The sequence below is a fragment of the Nocardia sp. 2TAF39 genome (genome assembly GCF_052114905.1).
In the GTDB taxonomy this organism is placed as follows: Bacteria; Actinomycetota; Actinomycetes; order Mycobacteriales; family Mycobacteriaceae; genus Nocardia.
On record NZ_JBFRFQ010000006.1, the window covers coordinates 53,004 to 70,924 of the forward strand.

15 protein-coding genes are annotated in these 17,921 nt (G+C 66.6%); 2 read left to right on the forward strand and 13 right to left on the reverse strand.

What is annotated here, in order from left to right:
- Positions 1–4 precede the first annotated feature (4 nt).
- Genes AB4Z47_RS05535 through AB4Z47_RS05580 form a run of 10 tightly spaced genes read right to left on the reverse strand, consistent with a single transcriptional unit; the run spans position 5 to position 10,062 of the window.
- The gene (locus AB4Z47_RS05535; RefSeq protein WP_441948357.1) at positions 5–967 is read right to left on the reverse strand and encodes an ABC transporter ATP-binding protein; all 963 of its coding nucleotides are present in this window, start codon (positions 965–967) and stop codon (positions 5–7) included.
- A complete protein-coding gene (locus AB4Z47_RS05540; RefSeq protein WP_441948359.1) occupies positions 964–1,716 on the reverse strand; it encodes a hypothetical protein in 753 nt (250 codons plus the stop codon). The genes AB4Z47_RS05535 and AB4Z47_RS05540 overlap by 4 nt, the downstream gene beginning before the upstream one ends.
- Positions 1,713–2,237 carry a hypothetical protein gene (locus tag AB4Z47_RS05545; protein WP_441948361.1) on the reverse strand — a complete coding sequence of 175 codons (525 nt, stop codon included), beginning with the start codon at positions 2,235–2,237 and terminating at the stop codon, positions 1,713–1,715. The genes AB4Z47_RS05540 and AB4Z47_RS05545 overlap by 4 nt, the downstream gene beginning before the upstream one ends.
- Entirely contained in the window at positions 2,234–2,893 is a 660-nt protein-coding gene (locus tag AB4Z47_RS05550; protein ID WP_441948362.1) for a hypothetical protein, read from the reverse strand. Before AB4Z47_RS05550 ends, AB4Z47_RS05545 begins: the two co-directional genes overlap by 4 nt.
- Positions 2,886–4,403 carry a pyridoxal phosphate-dependent decarboxylase family protein gene (locus tag AB4Z47_RS05555; RefSeq protein WP_441948364.1) on the reverse strand — a complete coding sequence of 506 codons (1,518 nt, stop codon included), beginning with the start codon at positions 4,401–4,403 and terminating at the stop codon, positions 2,886–2,888. Before AB4Z47_RS05555 ends, AB4Z47_RS05550 begins: the two co-directional genes overlap by 8 nt.
- On the reverse strand, positions 4,400–5,764 hold the full coding sequence (locus AB4Z47_RS05560; protein ID WP_441948366.1) for a diaminobutyrate--2-oxoglutarate transaminase family protein: 1,365 nt from the start codon (positions 5,762–5,764) through the stop codon (positions 4,400–4,402). The genes AB4Z47_RS05555 and AB4Z47_RS05560 overlap by 4 nt, the downstream gene beginning before the upstream one ends.
- A complete protein-coding gene (locus AB4Z47_RS05565) occupies positions 5,761–6,774 on the reverse strand; it encodes a fatty acid desaturase family protein (protein WP_441948545.1) in 1,014 nt (337 codons plus the stop codon). The genes AB4Z47_RS05560 and AB4Z47_RS05565 overlap by 4 nt, the downstream gene beginning before the upstream one ends.
- A gap of 44 nt (positions 6,775–6,818) precedes the next feature.
- Positions 6,819–7,814 (reverse strand): NAD-dependent epimerase/dehydratase family protein, encoded by a 996-nt coding sequence (locus AB4Z47_RS05570; protein ID WP_441948367.1) that lies wholly within the window; start codon positions 7,812–7,814, stop codon positions 6,819–6,821.
- Complete coding sequence (locus tag AB4Z47_RS05575) at positions 7,811–8,983, reverse strand: N-acetyltransferase (protein ID WP_441948369.1); 1,173 nt, start codon at positions 8,981–8,983, stop codon at positions 7,811–7,813. The genes AB4Z47_RS05570 and AB4Z47_RS05575 overlap by 4 nt, the downstream gene beginning before the upstream one ends.
- Positions 8,980–10,062 carry a hypothetical protein gene (locus tag AB4Z47_RS05580; protein ID WP_441948371.1) on the reverse strand — a complete coding sequence of 361 codons (1,083 nt, stop codon included), beginning with the start codon at positions 10,060–10,062 and terminating at the stop codon, positions 8,980–8,982. The genes AB4Z47_RS05575 and AB4Z47_RS05580 overlap by 4 nt, the downstream gene beginning before the upstream one ends.
- An 804-nt stretch (positions 10,063–10,866) precedes the next feature.
- On the opposite strand from AB4Z47_RS05580, the gene ilvD reads away from it, so the two are divergent.
- Positions 10,867–12,573, forward strand: coding sequence for a dihydroxy-acid dehydratase (gene ilvD / locus AB4Z47_RS05585; RefSeq protein ID WP_441948372.1), 1,707 nt, complete (start codon positions 10,867–10,869; stop codon positions 12,571–12,573).
- A 279-nt stretch (positions 12,574–12,852) separates the two neighbouring features.
- Here ilvD and AB4Z47_RS05590 read toward each other — a convergent pair whose 3' ends face one another.
- Both AB4Z47_RS05590 and AB4Z47_RS05595 read right to left on the reverse strand, forming a co-directional pair.
- Positions 12,853–14,436 carry a hypothetical protein gene (locus AB4Z47_RS05590; RefSeq protein ID WP_441948374.1) on the reverse strand — a complete coding sequence of 528 codons (1,584 nt, stop codon included), beginning with the start codon at positions 14,434–14,436 and terminating at the stop codon, positions 12,853–12,855.
- Between the two features lie 611 nt (positions 14,437–15,047).
- Positions 15,048–16,067, reverse strand: a complete 1,020-nt coding sequence (locus tag AB4Z47_RS05595; protein WP_441948375.1) for a crotonase/enoyl-CoA hydratase family protein — start codon at positions 16,065–16,067, stop codon at positions 15,048–15,050.
- A 390-nt stretch (positions 16,068–16,457) separates the two neighbouring features.
- Here AB4Z47_RS05595 and AB4Z47_RS05600 point away from each other — a divergent pair, with 390 nt between their 5' ends.
- A complete protein-coding gene (locus AB4Z47_RS05600) occupies positions 16,458–17,366 on the forward strand; it encodes a cutinase family protein (RefSeq protein WP_441948377.1) in 909 nt (302 codons plus the stop codon).
- A 13-nt stretch (positions 17,367–17,379) separates the two neighbouring features.
- On the opposite strand, the gene AB4Z47_RS05605 is transcribed toward AB4Z47_RS05600, so the two are convergent.
- Positions 17,380–17,832 carry a MarR family winged helix-turn-helix transcriptional regulator gene (locus tag AB4Z47_RS05605; RefSeq protein ID WP_441948379.1) on the reverse strand — a complete coding sequence of 151 codons (453 nt, stop codon included), beginning with the start codon at positions 17,830–17,832 and terminating at the stop codon, positions 17,380–17,382.
- Between the last annotated feature and the right edge of the window lie 89 nt (positions 17,833–17,921).

Sequence of the window (17,921 nt, forward strand, 5' to 3'; positions counted from 1 at the left end):
GTGCTCATCGGGTGGCCTCCAAGAAGGCGTCTCGCAGCGAAGTGGTCTCGACGCGAACCTCCGCCGTGCTCAGGTCGTTTCGGCTGAGCGCTTCGGTCAACCGGCCGAGGTGGGCGGCATCCGCGGCGGGCAGTTCGATCGTCAGCACTCGGGCACTGTCGGCCGAATCGGCGACGGTGAAACCGGCGGCCCGTAGCTCGTCGGCGACGTTCGGCGCTATCTCGCTGTCCGCCGTGACGACCGCGCGAGCGCCGTGCGCGCGGGTGAGATCATCGGCGGGCCCGGAGGCGACCAAGGTTCCGGCCTTGATGATGCCGACCTGGTCCGAAAGTGCGACGGCCTCCTCCATGTCATGAGTGGTGAGCACTACGGTCCGTCCCTCGCTGCGTAGCTGTGCGATCACCCGCCACACTTCGTCCTTGCCTTCGATATCCAGGCCGCTCGACGGTTCATCGAGGAACAGCAGCACCGGGTCGTGCGAGACCGCGAGTGCCACATCGACCCGGCGGCGCATACCTCCCGACAGCGACCCGATCCGCCGATTCTGGAAATCGCCGAGACCGAATTGCTCCACCAATGCCGCGACCCGGGGCCGACGCTCGGCTCGTGGCCAGCCGGCCATAGCGAGGCCGAGGTCCAGCTGCTCCCGTGCGTTCAGCCAGGGATCCAGTGCCACCTCCTGCAGGGCGACCCCGATCAGCGGTCGCAGCCTGCGCACCTCGTGCAGTGGAATCCCGAGCACCTCGGCGGTGCCCGACGACGGCGACAGCAGGGTGGTGAGCATGCGGATCGTCGTGGTCTTGCCTGCGCCGTTGCGGCCGAGCAGGCAATAGACGACGCCCGCCGGTATGGACAGGTCGAGCAGGTCTACGGCATTGACGGCCGCACCCGGATAGGTTTTCGTCAATCCGGTGGTTGTGATGGCTGCGGCGCCGACAGCGGTCGGTGCCGCTTGTATCGCCGTCATCGGGCCCCCTGGTTCTGGCCGACCGTGCGGACGATGTTCTGTTGGAATCGAACGCCGCTGGCCTCGAGTGTGGTCTCCAGTTCCGTGCGCGCCGCGATCCCGATCCCGTCGACGGTGTCGGCGGTCTGCCGAAGGCTGCCCGCAACGGGGCCGTCGAAGGCGATGTCGGTTCGGATCGTATGGAGTTGCACCGCCTTTCCGTTCCACTGCCCATCCCGGCTGCCGGTCACGGTGCTGGTGCCGGTGAGAGTCGTGCCGCCGGAGCAGTGGCCCGTTACGGGCTGTTGGCCCGCGGTGGGATCGAGTCTCAGCCCGCCGAGGATGGTGCATTGCAGTGTGATGCGGGTGTCGAGCGGGTTGGTCACCGCGAGCCCGGTCACGTATCGGCCGGTGCTGGTTGCGGATACCGTCATCACCTCGTAGGGGAACTGCTGCTGGTGCCCGAAGTGGCTGAGTACGGTTTCGCCCGGGATGGCGCCTGGGCCGACGGTCACCACGCCCGGGCCTGCGACGTCGGTGGTCACGTCGAGATAGGCCACCGAACCGGAAATCTCTTCTGCGAAGACCCCGGATCCGGTCGCGGCAGTGATCGGTATGCCCTCCGGCGCCGTACCGCGTTCGAGCATCGCGAACCGTTCGGTGGCGGGCTTGCCCGCGTCGGCGTTCACCGCGCCACATGCTGAGACCGCGACCGCTATCGGCACCATGCCGGCGAGCATCGCGAGGGTCCGGCGACGCCGTGTCGTCACGACTGCCCGCTCGCGGTCGGCTGCGTGGCCGACCGTGCGCCGAGATGTGCTTGCAACCGGCGGTGCCGGTGCCGGAACAGGAAGGCGAGCGTGGCCCGCAGAACGCGGCCCCAGCCCGGAATCAGGCCCATCGGGGCACGGGGCACGAACGAGACCGCGTCGGTCACTTCGGTGCGGTCGCCGACAGGGCGCAGGGTCCGTTCATGCACCCACACGCTCATCGACATCATGGTCGACTGCTCACGGAAACGAGTCCCCGCGTCGATCTCGGCGACGGTGATGTCGTCGAAGTCGATCGGGACCAGCCCGAACAGCAGAAAGAAGCTGCGGCCCAGGTTGGTCCCCGGTTCGATGTCAGCGATAGTCCGACCGCGGAACGGCTGCGGGACCGTCATCTTCAGATAGGGCCGCAACTCGGCATTGATGCCTTCCGGCGAGGTCACCGCGGCCCACACCCGCTCGATCGGCGCGTCCACCGTGCTGACCATGTCGATGCGGCGGGTTTTCCGTGCGAATTTCATTGTGTCACTTTCGTTTTCGATAAAATGACGCTGGTGTCGATGGCGTGCAGGTCGATCACGGCGGGAATGCTGTCGGCACCGACATAGTCGGGCAGCAACTGGCCGATCCGGCTGATCGCCTCGCCGAACAGCAGCCGGTACCACTCGAACAACGGCACGACGAGCGCCACGGTCACATAGCGGACGCCCTCCTCGGCGAGGCAGCTGGCGAACCGGGCCCACACCTGGTCGATGACACCGGCACGCCGGTGGGTACGCCGTACCGATTGGGTGGCCAGTTCGGCGACGGTGTCGGGTCGGATCTGCTCCAAACGTCGCGACCACTCGGGATACAGCAGATCCGCATGGCCTCCGGCCGGACGGGGAAAGGCTCGGGTGTCACTGATCGTGCTGAAGCTCGCCAAACCCAGCCGAGAATCCCAGCGCAGGGCGCGCAATACCGCAACAGGGTCACCGGTGGATTCCGCTCCGAAGCCGACATAGAACTCCGAGGATTGTTCCCAGCGGCGATACTGCAGCATCTCCCCCGCCTCGTCATCGGCAGCGGTCGTATAGGTATTTTCGCGGCCGAATACCTCGTACTCCCATCGCTTCGCATCGGCGAACCCGGAATCGGTGTACCGGATCCGTTCGATGCGCAACTGCGGTTCAGGCACGGACCACCACCTCTTCGAACATCCGGGCGGCGAGCAGTTGCCCGCATTCGGCGATGTCGATGACCAGGTCGCGGGCGATGTCCACGGTGCACACCGGGTTGACGAAGGTGAGCTTGACGGCAATCTCACCGTCGATACGTGTGCGACCGACCAGAGCCTGTCCGGACGTGGCCATCTCGTGGCGGATCGCATCGTTGACCTGGTCGAGCTGACCGGATGTCAGGCTCGGATGCGTCCAGCGCAATACCACCGTGTTGGTTCCGCCCGCACCGATCACCGCGAGGCGGTCCTGCGCCGCTGCCGTGGTGTGCGCCGCCGCGGTCGCCGCCACCGTGCTGTCGATCATCTCCGCCACGGTCGTGGCACCTAAGGCGCGCAGTGTGACAAGGATCTTCAGCGCATCGAAACGGCGGGTGGTCTGCAGCGATTTCCCGACGAGATTGAGGGTTTCGTCCGGGTCGTCGTCGGACGGGTTCAGGTAGTCGGCGTGACTGGACATGACATTCAGCGTCTCCCGGTTCCGCACGAACAGCGCACCACAGCTGATCGCCTGAAACAGCAGCTTGTGGAAATCGATCGCCACCGAGTCGGCGCCACCGATGCCGTCGACGAGATGGCGGTGCCGGTCGCTGAGCAGGAGGCAGCCTGCGGCACACGCGTCCACGTGCACCCAGATACCGCGGTCATGGGCGATCTCGCACACCTGCGTGAGCGGATCGATCACACCGAAATCGGTGGTGCCCGCGTTCGCGACGACCGCGATCACCTGCTGGCCGGCATGCTCGCAGCCCTCGATGGCCGCGGTCAGTGCACGCGGTTCGAGTCTGCCGGCACTGTCGGTATCGACCGGGATGATCGAACGGGCGCCGAGACCGAGCAGGCTTGCGGCCTGCGTCACTGTGAAATGTGTTTGCGCCGTGCACAACACACGCCAGGTACTGGCGGCGCCGGGAAGCCCGCTCCGACCGATGTCCCAGCCCAGCCGCTCGCGCGCGTAATTGTCTCTGGCCAGCAGCAGGCCCTGAAGATTCGACTGCGTGCCACCGCTGGTGAACACCCCGTCGCCGCCGACGCCGTAGCCGAGCACCTCGCACATCCACTCGACGATGTGCTCCTCGACGGCGGTGGCGGCGGGGCCTTGGTCGAAGGAATCCATGGACTGGTTGAGAGCACTGAGCATCACCTCGGCGGCCAGTGACGAGATGGCCGGTGGGCAGTGCAGATGCGCGACATACCGGGGATTCGACACCGCCGTCGACAGTGGCACCACGTACTGGGCAATCTCATCGAGCGCGGCCACCAGCCCGACACCATCAGGCGGGGCAACCGGCAGGCTCCGAATCCGTTGCCGCAGCGCACCGGAGCCGGTCACCAAGCCCGGTGCGGGCGAGCCGCGGAAGGTGTCGGCGATATGCCCGGCGGCTGCGGACACGGCGTCCAGGTAGCGGTCGACGCCTGTCGCGGTGAGGAATTCAGTGGCGAACGGCGGTGTGGGGCGGGGGTCGATCATGTGGTCTCCGTTGGCAGCAGTGGGTCCGAATCGTGCACGCGCGAGACTCGGTGCACGACGTCGTCGAAGATCTCCAGCACAGCTGCGATCTCGGCGGCATCGATGATCAGCGGTGGCAAGAACCGGACCACGTTGCCGTGGCGCCCGCCGGTCTCGACTATCAGCCCGGCCTGCAGGCACTCCTGCTGGATGCGCGCGGCCAATCGGGTGCTCGGCGGTGCGACACCGCGGTGGTCGGACGGCGCGTCGGGATCGATGATCTCGACGCCGGCCATCAGACCGGCTGTGCGCACCTCTCCGATCAGGCCGGACCGCTGCTCGATCGCGCGCAGTCCGGAGCCGAGCAGCTCCCCCATCGCGGTGACGTGGTCGGCCAGTCCGGAGGTCGCCGCGTAGCGCAGCACGGCACTGGCGGCCGCGAACGCCATGGCGTTCCCGCGGAACGTTCCGGTGAAGGTGCCCGGATCCCAGACATCGAACTGGCGGCGGATGACCAGGACCGCGATGGGGATTCCGGAACCGAGGCCCTTGGACATGGCGATCATGTCGGGTTCGACATCGCTGTGTTCGAAGGCCCAGGCGCGCCCGGTCCGGTAGACACCCGCCTGGACCTCGTCGGCGATCAACGGCACCCCGGCGTGGGTGGCTGCGTGTCGCAGTGCTTGCGCCCACGGCCGCGGCGCGGGGACCACCCCACCCTCACCGAGCACGAACTCCGCCAGTACCGAGGCCGGAGCGACCAGGCCGCTGTGCGGGTTGTCGAAAGTGTCGGCGACGGCGTCGACGGCGCGCTGCACACCCGCCTCGCCACCGACCCCGAACGGGCACCGATAGTCCTGGGGATACGGCAGGAATCGCACTGCGGGCGATAGTGCGACCTGCCTCATGCGCAGTCCGCCACCGGAACTCACCGACCGCGCTGCCCGGCTGCAACCGTGAAAACCACCCTGCACCGCGACGTGCTCGCTACCGCCCGTCGCGATCTCGGCGACCGTCAGCGCGGCCTCGATCGCGTTGGCGCCGCTGGGCGAGCACAGGTGCACGACGCAGTCGTCGGCCAGGCCCCTGGGCAGCGTGGCGAGCAGGTCCTCGACGAACGCGTCCCTGGTCGGCGTGTGAAAGTCCAGTGACAGCAACGGTTCGCCGGAATCCAGCGTGTTCCGCACGGCCTCGGTCACGACCGGATGATTCCAGCCCAGCGACATGGCACCTGCCCCGGCGAGGCAGTCGAGATACCACCGGCCGTCGATATCGCGCACCCGGACGCCATGCGCCTGCACGGGTGTGATCGGCAGACGCCGGGAATAGGTGGCTGCGCGCGACTCGTGATAGCGGGTGATCGGCGCTGGTGTCTGCGTCACCGCGCACCTCCGTTCAACTGCGGATGGGGTCGGGACAGTAACCGCCGCAAGGTCGTCCACCACGACCGGTCGGCAGTGTGCCAGTAACCGCCGCCAGCAGGTATCGCCGCCGCCAACCGGCGGCGCGCCTCGGGCAGCGCGTGATACGGCAACCATGGGAAGAAGTGGTGGACGGCGTGATATCGAAGCCCCACCGGCGCCCAGAGTTCGGCCAGCAGTGGGTGCGACGTATGGTCGACGGAATCGAGGATCTGATCCGGGAACGACATCGGCCGGTTACCGCTCTCGTAACGGTGCGACACCAGCACCCGCCACCAGTTCACGAACAACAACACCGTGATCACCGCGTACGCCTCGGCGAAACGAACGACGGGGATCACCTCGGTGAGCAGCAGACCCGCGATCACCACACCGTAGCCGAAGCAGGCCGCCTCCTGGACGATCCACCGGCGCGGGATCGGACCATCGGGTAGCTTCCGCACGAACTCCGCGTCGATGGCCAGCGCCGACGCCCGAGTCAGTACGAACTCGCGCAGTGGCCGGATCAGCCAGCTCAACGGAGCCAGGACGACGAACCGGATGATGAAGACCGGTAGGCCGAGAAACGCCGTGAACGGGGTGAGCAGTACCCGCCAACGAGGTTGGTCGGCGTAATCGACATACTCGCCGTCCAATTCGGTGCCGTAGGTGCGCGACGCATGGTGTTCCTGATGGAACTCGTAGATGAACTTCGGCGACAGCAGCGGAATCCCGACCAGCACATGCCAGACGAGCGAGAACGACCGCAGATGCTCGGCGGCGTGCACGAGTTCGTGCACGAACAGCACCGCACGATAGAACGCCGACGCTGAAACGACCACGCAAACGGCCGCCGTCAGCGACCACGGATTCCCCGCCGGGAACAGCAGGAAAGCCGTGGCTCCGATGGCGACCGAGGCCAGCAGATCGGCCCAGTAGACCCAGGGTTTCGGCCTTTTGAGGTCGACCATCATGCGGCGCGCCTCGGACATCGAAATACCCAGTGCCGCTTCCGATCCCGCGGCGACATGCGTCGTCACCGCACACCTCCGGCCGGTGCGGGGCCGATCAGATCACGGAACATCGCATCGAGCGGCGTCTGGGTCATGCCCAGCTCGGATACCGCACGTCCCTGGTCGTAGTACAACTGCCTGGTCAGCAACTCCACGTTCTCGGGCACCAGCAGTGACGACCGCATCGGATCGCGAGACAGCCGGGCGAAGCCGGCGTTGAACCGCGCGACCGGCCGCAACGCTCGACTGGGCAGCGTGCGCACCGAGCCAGGTCTCCCGACCGCGGTCAGGAGCCGCTCGCCGATATCACGGTAGGTCAGATTCGCGGTGTTGAGGATGTACCGTCGACCGGTGCGACCCTGCCGCATGGCCTTTCGCGTGCCGTCCACGAAATCGCGCACGGCGCAGACCGCGGTGCCGCCGATCGGCATCGCCCGCAGCAGCCCACGCCGGGCGGCGCCCGCCATCCGGGACCATGCCCAGCGCGGATCGCCACCCGGGGCGAACACAGCCGAGGGATTGACGACGACCGTGTCGAGACCGTCGGCGGCAGCGAGATCGAGCACCAGTCGCTCGGCTGACCGCTTTGTAGTCGCATAGGCGTTGTCGGTCACCGAATCCCGTACATCGAACGTCTCGTCGGCAACTACGCCGTCGGGCGGGTACCCGATGGCGGCGATGGACGACACATGGACCAGCCGCCGTACGCCGGCGTTGACGGCGGCGCGAGCGATATTATAGGAACCGAGCGTGTTCACCTGCCACATCCGGTCGACCATGCTGTCCAGCGGCACCACCACCCCGGCCAGGTGATAGACCCGGCCGACGCCTTTCATCGCCGCGGCGAGGCTGCCGGGGTCGGTGACGTCGCCGTAGCGGATCTCGAGCCGCGGCGCCGAGATGACCGCACCGCCGGGTTCGACGAGCGCGGCAACCGTCTCTCCGTCGTCGAGGAGAGCTCGCGTGAGGGCCGCGCCCAGGCATCCGGTCGCGCCCGTCACCAGTGTCACTTCGTTCATTCGATCGCCTTCTCGTACACGCGATATCGACGCGTTGGCGGTGATTTCATCTGCGCCACCAGCGCTTTCGACCAGTGGTTGTGCTCATGGATCCACGTCGTGGTGACCTGGCGGTAGCGCCCCGACAACACGGCATTCGCGATCTCACCGGCGACGACCCGGCCGGCTCCCAAGCCCATCTGTTCTCGCGCAACGCCGATCATCACGACGACCGCGGTATCGACACCACGAATCCTGGTGTCCCTCTTGCACAGCAGCCGCGCCAGCAACGGCAGGGTGAGCCGACCGGACCGCGGCACCACCTCGTTGAGATCCGGGACCAGCATTGAGAACCCGCACGCCGTTCCGTCGATCTCCACGATGCGGATCAGCTCCGGATCCAGTACCGGCTTCAAATCCGCGGCGATCCGACCGAACACCGGCGCACTGATCGGCACGTGCTCGGGATGATCGTGAAAGGAATCGTTGTAGATCCGCCGCAGCAGCTCGAGTTCCTCGTCGTAGCGGCGCATATCCGGAGTTCGGACCCGAATACGCCCCGACGCCAGTACCTTTCTGGCACGCGCGACGAGCCTTTCCGCACGCTCGGCGTCCGTCTCGCGCGTCCAGCGGTAGGTCGTGGTGTCGAACCGGCGACGGAATCCACACTCTTCCAGCAGCGCGGCATAGTAGGACGGATTGTGCGGCTGCATCACTGTCGGCGGTTGGTCGAAACCGTCAACCAGCAAACCCATTTCGTGCCGTGGCGAGTAACTGTAGGGCCCGGTCAGCACGGACGCACCCCGCGCACCCGCCCAGTGCTGCGCGGTCGCCAGCAGTGCGTCGGCGACCCCGACGTCGTCGACGCTGTCGAAGAAGCCGAAGAAGCCGTAATCGCCGTAGCGGTGCACATATTCGTGATCGATTGTCACCGCCACCCGGCCGACCGGCTCATTCCCGCCGCGATAGGCAACAAAATGTGCGATATCGGCCTCGGCATGGAACGGATTCGATGCCGCCCGCATCCCGTCGGCCACGCCCCGGCGCAGCGGTGGCCGCCACACCGGATCCGCGTCGTGGATCCGCCAGGGCAAATTCACGAAATCTCGCCTGCCGCGTCGGGTATCCGCGGCCCGGACCACCACATCCGAAATCCGATTCCGAACAATCTCGACGTTGTCGATGGTCATTGCTTGGGCTGCACGATCCCGAGATCGTAGGCCAGCTCAGGATTGCCCTTGCTCTTCCACAACGCACCGTCCATGTAGAAGTGATGAAAGACGAAGGTCAGCGGAATGACACCGAGCAGAATCGTATCCAGCTGGCCGGTGACAACGCCCACGACCGCGAAACCCAGCACATAGAGCGGCAGCGCACGGCGGCTGGACAACCTGGCCAGTAGCAGCTTCCGCTCCTCGGGATTCGCGGACAGCTGGAAACGCGTGTTGTTCCGAGTCCAGTTGATCAGGTGATACTGCAGGCTGTGCGTGGTAGTCGCGATCAGGATGAGCGCGAACAAGTCCGAAACCAGCAGGTACGAGAGGTTGTACGACAGTACCGCCAGACCGAACGTCGCCCACGACATCGCAGGCAGCGCCCGCCCACCCGAACGGTGCAGCAGTATCTGCTCACGCACGAACAACCCGATCAGTACCGCGGCCACGCCAAAGCCCGTGAGGACGAGAGGCAATGGGATGGGCGGCGTCGGCACCCGCAGATCGGAGAACGGCAGGCGATGACCGAGCACCACGTACTCGGAGAACCGCAGACCCTCACTCGCCCGATACACCACGGGGGCGAGGGATCCCGCGAACAACGCGTACTTCACCAGCTTGCGGCCCGATCGGTATCCGTTCTTCGACGCGTAGATGTTGATGATGCCGAAGTGCTGTTTGAGCACATGGAACACCTGCCAGTACGCCCACACGGCCACCACAGCCACCGTCCAACCGGTGAACATCAGCGAACCGACCAGGGCGGCAACGACAAACCAGCTGATCAGGTAATGCCGTCCGTAGCGTTCTCGCTCCCGCGGATCCAGCCACACCCGCGCCGATGTCGCCATGACATGCGGATAATCCGACAGCACCGCGAACCCGACCGCGGCTACCAGGAACGCGCCCTTGTGCGCGGTGGTCAGCGACAGCACAACCGACAGCAGCGCACCCAGGCCCAGCACGAGGAAGACATCGACGCGCGGGCTCACGAACCACCCCGGCTGCGCGGGCCTCTCCGCACGCATCCTCGGTTCATCGACGACGGACGACATGTGTTCCTCCCAAACGGAAACCGTATGAACCCGCGCTCCGAGCGCCCCTCCCCCACAGGCGCTGTGCACACGGCAAATGCATCGACTTCAGCGCACGCCACTGTGCGCGGGCGGTCCGCTCGCGACATCACCTGCGATGACACGACCCGCGTCTGCGCAGCGAAATGGAACCCCTTGCTCCAGGCGGAATCTCACGCCCATACTTACAGGGATCAGGCAGCGGACTACCGCGCAGAATCATAGACGATACTGATCACCGTTTTCAACAGCTTCCTGAAAATTGCCTGAGAAGCATGGTGTCGCTCCGGAAGCGAGGCGCACCGGCAGGGAAACATCAGGGTCGACAGAATTCTCGTCGCAGATCAGCCCCCGAGGCAGCAGTGAACAATGGTTCGCTCCGCCCTGTGACAACCCGCCCGACCCCGACTGGCGATGACACCGAAACGATATTTCCGGCGCCAGGATGCGGTCGGACTCCGACCCGTAGCGTTCCCTAGGCTGCCCCCAGCGGGATCGCGCAGTCCCGCAGGATGCGGCCCGTGGCAGAGCGGCCCAATGCAGACCGATGCCCGAAGGAACCTCGCGCATCGGTTTGGTGGTGACGAGCGGTCCTGCTCCGAAACCGCCCGCGGGTTCGAATCCCGCCGGTCACCGCATCCGCCAAGGCTCCCGTGCGCAACTATGCACTGACATCCGTGTCGCCTCCCCCAACCACCTTGGACTGCGGTGAGCCGTCCCGGTCAGGTCATCTCGTCGGTGTGTTCGACGCCCGCATCCCGGTCCCGGCGGGGATGATGAGGAACCGTGGCCAATGATCCGAACGCCCCTGACATCAAGCCCCGCAGCCGTGACGTCACGGACGGCCTGGAGAAGACCGCCGCCCGCGGGATGCTGCGGGCGGTCGGCATGGGGGACGAGGATTGGGAGAAGGCTCAGATCGGAGTGGCCTCCTCCTGGAACGAGATCACCCCGTGCAACCTCTCGCTCGACCGGCTCGCCAGGGCATGCAAGGACGGCGTGTTCTCGGGCGGCGGCTATCCCATGCAGTTCGGCACCATCTCGGTCTCCGACGGCATCTCCATGGGCCATGAGGGAATGCACTTTTCCCTGGTGTCGCGCGAGGTGATCGCCGACAGTGTCGAGACGGTGATGCAGGCGGAGCGTCTCGACGGCTCGGTGCTGCTCGCGGGCTGTGATAAATCGCTGCCCGGGATGCTGATGGCGGCGGCCCGGCTGAACCTGGCGAGTGTGTTCCTATACGCCGGTTCCATCCTGCCCGGGATCGCGAAGCTTTCCGATGGCAGCGAGCGCGAAGTGACCATCATCGACGCGTTCGAGGCAGTCGGCGCCTGCTCGCGCGGGCTGATGAGCCGCGAGGACGTGGACGCCATCGAACGGGCCATCTGTCCGGGCGAAGGCGCCTGCGGTGGGATGTACACCGCCAACACCATGGCCAGCGCAGCCGAGGCGATCGGCATGTCGCTGCCCGGCAGCTCGGCGCCACCCGCGACCGACCGCCGCCGCGACGGCTATGCCAGAAGAAGCGGTGCGGCCGTGGTGGAGTTGATCCGGCGCGGGATCACTACGTCGGACATTCTCACCAAGGAGGCCTTCGAGAATGCCATCGCGGTCGTGATGGCATTCGGCGGCTCCACGAACGCTGTTCTGCACCTGCTGGCGATCGCGCACGACGCGAATGTCGAACTTACCCTGGATGATTTCGCCCGTGTCGGTCGCCGAGTGCCACACCTCGCCGATGTCAAACCCTTCGGCCGACACGTGATGACCGACGTGGATCGGATCGGCGGCGTGCCGGTGATGATGAAGGTGCTGCTGGATGCCGGGCTCTTGCACGGCGACTGTCTGACCGTGACGGGGCGGACGGTGGCGGAGAACCTGGCCGACATCGCCCCGCCGGATCCCGACGGCAAGGTGGTTCGGGCCATGGCTTCGCCGATCCACCCGACCGGCGGCATCACCATTCTCGCCGGATCGCTCGCGCCCGGGGGCGCCGTCGTCAAGTCGGCAGGTTTCGACTCCGACGTGTTCGTCGGCACGGCACGGGTTTTCGACCGCGAGCGGTCGGCGATGGACGCTCTCGAGGACGGCACCGTCTCGGCCGGAGACGTGGTGGTCATCCGGTACGAGGGACCGAAGGGCGGTCCGGGGATGCGCGAGATGCTGGCGATCACCGCGGCTATCAAGGGTGCCGGATTGGGCAAGGACGTACTGCTGCTCACCGACGGCCGGTTCTCCGGTGGCACCACCGGACTGTGCGTCGGACATGTCGCGCCGGAGGCGGTCGACGGTGGTCCGATCGCGTTCGTGCGCGACGGCGACCAGATCCGGCTCGATGTCGGCGCGGGCACCCTCGACCTGTTGATCGACGCCGAGGAACTCGCGCACCGCCGAAAGGGCTGGGAACCCTTGCCGGCCCGCTACACCCGCGGAGTGCTCGCCAAATATTCGAAGCTCGTGGGCTCCGCGTCGCACGGCGCAGTATGTGACTGAAATCGAGCGGTGGCCGTAGGCCCACCCTGGCCGAGACTTGGCGTTCTGGTCGGCGAAGCGCCCGATCGGGCCATTTTTCGGCCGATCGACGGCTGAGCGTCGGCAGATCGACGGCAGAGCTGTCGGCAGATCGACGGCAGAGCTGTCGGCAGATCAACGGCAGATGGCATGGCGTCCGAGGCGCGACAGATCCTGCGGTGGACGACGGAAACGACGGTGCCCGTCTCGCCAGGTCTGTCGCCTGGTGAGACGGGCACCGTTGTCGAAGAACGGGACTCGCTAGGACTCGCGTCCCGCGGTTGATGCGGTCCGCTGCCTGCTGGTGCGGGCGCGACGGCGCTCGGCCTGCAGTTCGGCGAGTTCCTGCTCGAGGATATCGGCGACGCGGAACGAGCCGGTGTCGTAGATGTCCGGCGGGCGGACATCGGACGTGGTGCTGTCCTTGCCGTTCTTGGCATCGACCGTTCCGGTGCCGCTCTTGGCTTCGGCGACCGGGCGGTTCCCGGTGATTACCGGCAGCGCGACGGTCGGGGCTTCGGAGTCGGCCACCGAAGGCCGTGGCTTGGCCGAAGTCTTCTGCCGGACGACCGCCTTGGCCGCGGCAGGCTCTTCGATGTGTGCTGGCGCCGCCGGTCGTTCGTCGACCTTGGTTGCCGGTGCGACGGGCTCGCTGTCCACGTCGGCCTTCGTGCCGTTGGCCGCCATGGCAGGCTTGCTCTTCGCGGCCACCGACGCGTCGGTGTCCTCGATCTGCACCGGAACGGTGGGACGAGTCTCGAAGTCTTCCAGCCCGTCGAGCGCCGCGATGGTATCGGGCAGCACCGGTTTCCGGGGTGATTCGACCGGAGCGCGCTTCTTCTCGGCCTTCACCATGGCGACGGGAGCGGGACGCTCGGGATGTGCCGGTGCGCCATTGGTTTCGACGATCGCGTCCTCGGTGTCAGCCTGCGGGATCACCTTCACCTGCGCCACCTCGGCCGGCGGCTCCGGATGTGTTTCGACGTCGGGCTGATCGTACGGCGCGCCCGGCGCCGTCACTTCCGCGGGAGCGGGCATGCGGTATCTGGGCAGCGTGAGCCGAATCTGCTCGGCTGGGTCGGGCAGATCGCGGACCTGCTCGGTGGCCCTGGCGATGGCGAGGCCGTAGCGGGCGCTGGCGGCGTCGTGGATGAGCAGCGCGACACCGATCATCACCGGCGCGATAGCGTGCACGGCGGCGTCGTACCACGCGCCCGCCCGCAGGTAGGGGTAGGTGTTGAGGCTGACCGTCAAGGACAGCAGGGCGACTTCGGCAGCGGCGACCTGGCGCCGGTTGTCGATGACGCCCCATTCGGCGACCTTGTTGGTGCCGATCATGATGATGATCAGGCAGACACTGATCATGCCTTCGAGCAGGTAGCTGAACCAGTACAGCGGATCGGCCGCGCCACCGGGAGCGATGTTGTGCTGGACGTTGACCGCCGACCACAGCATGCCCGCGGCCACGACGCCGGCCAGCGCGCGCAGCGACCACGACCGGTGCCGGTAGAGCGAGGCCAGTTTCGCGTGCGGGCTGGATTCTCGCCGCTGCGCGGCAATCGCCTTGCGGGCGAGCAATAGGTCTCGCATGTCGGCCTTCTCGATCGCTTCGGTGGTCTGCCTGGCACGGTCGGATGCCGCGGCCGCAGCCTGCGCCTCCTTCCAGCGCTGTCCGCGCTCCTGCGTGCGAATCCGTTCGGCGAGGTCACGTTCGGCATACAGCTCGTCCTCCGACAGCGCCTCGGTGAGCGCGGGATCGAACTGGTAGGCGAGCCGCCCACGGGCCTTTTCGACCCGTCTCGCCAGCTGTGTGACCTCGTCCTCGATGGGATGTTCGATGACCATCAGCGCTCCCCGCACGGGAGATTCGATGGCGGACAAGTGATCACGTATGGCAACGGCACATCCCATTCATAGTCGATGTACCGCTGCCAGCGAAACTGTTCATTTTCCGAGACGAGGAACAATTCGGCGCGCCGCGGACGACACACGCGGCGTAGCGCGGTTCCACGGTCGCGAGATCCACCCGTGATCAGGCAGGCGAGTCGGTCGAACGGCATGCGCGCGCCACGATTCGGCCCCTATGCACCGTGGTCCGGTGTGCCCGTGCGGGATGCGCGGCGCGCGCCGAACCATTGATCGCTCTATGCTGGTGTGGCGTGCTCACCCTTCGCGGCGGCACGTGCGCTCTCGCAGCGCGTTCGGATACGCCGGTGTCGCCGAGCGCCCCCTCTCGGCGACACCGGGCCGACCGCCCCATCGGAACACCTCCACGTCGGACTCGCCGCTGCCGACCGACACCACCGGCGGTCGAGCGGAAGCACCGCGCGAGAGTGAACAAGCGGCTCGGACACGCTCCCGACGCGTAGCAACGGCGTCGGCAGCCTCCGACGGTGCCAGCGCCGCACGTCGCCCTTGCGTGACCCATCTTCGGTTCGATCTCCATACCGTGCGGACTACCGGTCGGACGGACCGCGCTTGTGATCGCCGAACGGTTCATCGCGTTCCCGCACAGCTTCGCGGAAACCTGCTGTGGCAGCACGTGATTGAAAGGCATAGCCCTCCCTGGTGTGCCGGGAGATGCCGTCGAACACAGTGCTGATCATGCCGGAGTTCGCGACCCCCTGTGCCTGCAGCGCCGAGTTGAGTGCCAGCTTGGCCATCATCAGTTGGTTGATCGGCATGCGGGCGATTCGCGCGACGAATTCCTCGGTGCGCTGGTCGAGTTCGTCAACGGGGCACGACTCGACTGCCAGTCCCCATTCGGCTGCTTGCTTTCCCGTGATGCAGTCGCCGGTGAACAGCAGGCGCTTGGCGCGCTGGTCTCCGATCCGGTGCGCCCACATACCCGCCGCGGGGACGCCCCAGACGCGGACGGGCGGGTAGCCGATCTTCGTGTCGTCGGCACAGATGATCTGGTCTGCGAACAGGGCGATGTCGCTGCCGCCGGCGACGGCGAAGCCGTGCAGCTTCGCCACCGTCGGCTTGTTCGCCTGCAGCAGGCTGGCGAAGCCGCGGTTGAAGCGGCTCATCATCGCGTAGTCGATCATCGGGTCCCAGGTCTGCGCCGGATTGTGGTTGCGGCCCTGCACCGTCGGATCGACGACCGTCCCCGCCACATCGTCGGGACCGCCGCGCACCACGAAGCTCTGCTCGGCGAACATGCTCAGGTCGTACCCGCCGCAGAATCCCTTGCCGCGCCCGGACAGCAGGATCACATGCACCCGGGGATCCAGATCCGCACGCTCCACGGCGTGCGCCAGGTCGTGCGGGGTGTCCGGCGTGATCGCATTGCCCTTCTCCGGGCGGTTGAAGGTGATCCGCGCGATGCGGCCGTCCCGCTCGTAGGTCAGCGTCCGGTACTCCCGGTCGCTCTCCGGCTCCGGACGGCCCGCCCAGGGCGAGTCGGGCGTTTCGGTCCAGTTCCGATACCACGCGCCCGGCCCAGCATCGGCCTGGATGCCACGGTCTGTCACTGATGTTCCTTTCGTTAACGCTTCCCTGCTTGGAGGCGGGGGATTTCACGCTCAGACCGCAACCGAACCGGCCGCCCGAAGGAGGTGATCCGATTGTGCTATGTCGTCAACCATCAGCAGGTTCAGCGACCGACACCAAAAGGAGGAAAGCACATCCCCAAAGCGGCACCCAATCAAACAAATAGCACAGCATCTATCAATGTGATATGCGTCACTTGAGACGGTAATTGTGCCGTCTCACACACCGCCGCTATCCTGGCTGGACATTTGAGACCAACGAGTCTCAATACCGCCTTCGACGAGCCGGGTCCGACCACCGCACGGCACTGGCGAAGGCCGATTCCTGCCGGGCAGCGCCCTGCGGCGCGTGGAGTACCAGGAGCGAACGCCATGCGATCGAAGTTGATGTCGGCGGCCATCGGAATCGCGGCGATGACGCTGTCCTGCGTCGGCCCGGGGGCTGGGCCCGCCGCCGCCGACTCAGGGTGCCCGAGCATGTACGTGGTGGCGATCCCGGGGACGTGGGAGACCACCGATCGGCCGGATGGCGAAGGGCCAGGGCCCGGAATGCTCGCAGCCGTCACCAACGGACTGCCCGACTCGGTGCGCGTGGACTACGTCAGCTACGCCGCGACGGCATTTCCGTGGGAGAGCGAGGTCTACGGAGCCTCCAAGCGCGAGGCCGTGGACGGCGCGCGCGGCATGATCGCGGCTATGGCCCACCAGTGCGGCGCGGCCAGGATCGCGCTGATCGGATACAGCCAGGGCGCGGACGCCGCGGGTGATCTCGCCGCGGAGATCGGCACCGGCCTCGGCGTCGTGCCGCCACACCGGATCGCCGCGGTCGGTCTCATCTCCGACCCACGCCGCTCGCCCGCCGACGCGCTGGTCGGCCCCCAGGTCCCCGGCGCAGGCGCGGGCGGTCCCCGGATCGGCGGGTTCGGCTTCGTCAGCCCACAGACCCGCACCATCTGCGCGATCGGGGACCTCTACTGCGCCACCGCGGCGGACGATTTCGTGACCCGCTTCGCGGGCTTCCTGGCCCAGACCTCCCATCCCGAACCGGCCAACATCTGGCGCTACCAGCTCGAGATGGGCGCGATCGTCGCCGATCTCATGACCAACGGCGGGATCACGCTGCTGCAGAACCAGCTCTCGGAGTCGGCCAACCAGGAACGGGCTCGTCTGTTCGACGAGTTCTACCGCTCCCAGGCGCACACCCGCTATGGCAGTTATCCGGTCGGCGGCGGAAAGACCGCTCTGTCTTGGATGCACGACTGGCTGAGCTCGGTGGCCTGAGGTCGGTTTCACCTCACGAGGGGGTCAGCCGTCGGCCGACCTCGCCGAGCCCGTCCGCGATGGCAGCCTGCTGGGCGGGCGTGAGCACGTCGACGAGTACCCGGCGAACCGTGGCAACGTGGCCGGGGGCGATCTGCGCCAGACGATCCCGGCCTGCGTCGGTGAGGACGGCGATGACACCGCGCACGTCCGTCGGGCATGCCTCGCGCACCAGTAGCCCGGCCTTCTCCAGCTGCGTCACCTGGTAGCTCAGACCGCTCTTCGAGGTGTAGAGCGCATCGGCGAGTTCGGTCATCCGCAGGCTGCCTTCCGGTGCGTCCGCGAGCCGGACCAGGACTTCATACTGCGTGTGCGACAGCCCCTCCTGTTTGAGATGACGCTCGACCTCGCGAGCGACGAGTGCTCCCGCCGCGAGGAAGTTCTGCCAGACCTCCATCTCACGCGCGTTCAACCACTGCGGATCCACGACTTCTACCCTAGTCCCATTGTTCAAATTTGAACAACTTGCTACAGTCCCTTTTATGTTCAAATTTGAACTACTAGCGATTCGAGGTG

Excerpts from the sequence above, each read along its gene's own strand:
- AB4Z47_RS05535 (WP_441948357.1), bottom strand. The coding sequence starts at position 967 with ATGACGGCGATACAAGCGGCACCGACCGCTGTCGGCGCCGCAGCCATC.
- AB4Z47_RS05545 (WP_441948361.1), bottom strand. The coding sequence starts at position 2,237 with ATGAAATTCGCACGGAAAACCCGCCGCATCGACATGGTCAGCACGGTG.
- AB4Z47_RS05555 (WP_441948364.1), bottom strand. The coding sequence starts at position 4,403 with ATGATCGACCCCCGCCCCACACCGCCGTTCGCCACTGAATTCCTCACC.
- AB4Z47_RS05565 (WP_441948545.1), bottom strand. The coding sequence starts at position 6,774 with ATGTCCGAGGCGCGCCGCATGATGGTCGACCTCAAAAGGCCGAAACCC.
- AB4Z47_RS05570 (WP_441948367.1), bottom strand. The coding sequence starts at position 7,814 with ATGAACGAAGTGACACTGGTGACGGGCGCGACCGGATGCCTGGGCGCG.
- AB4Z47_RS05575 (WP_441948369.1), bottom strand. The coding sequence starts at position 8,983 with ATGACCATCGACAACGTCGAGATTGTTCGGAATCGGATTTCGGATGTG.
- AB4Z47_RS05580 (WP_441948371.1), bottom strand. The coding sequence starts at position 10,062 with ATGTCGTCCGTCGTCGATGAACCGAGGATGCGTGCGGAGAGGCCCGCG.
- AB4Z47_RS05590 (WP_441948374.1), bottom strand. The coding sequence starts at position 14,436 with ATGGTCATCGAACATCCCATCGAGGACGAGGTCACACAGCTGGCGAGA.
- AB4Z47_RS05600 (WP_441948377.1), top strand. The coding sequence starts at position 16,458 with ATGCGATCGAAGTTGATGTCGGCGGCCATCGGAATCGCGGCGATGACG.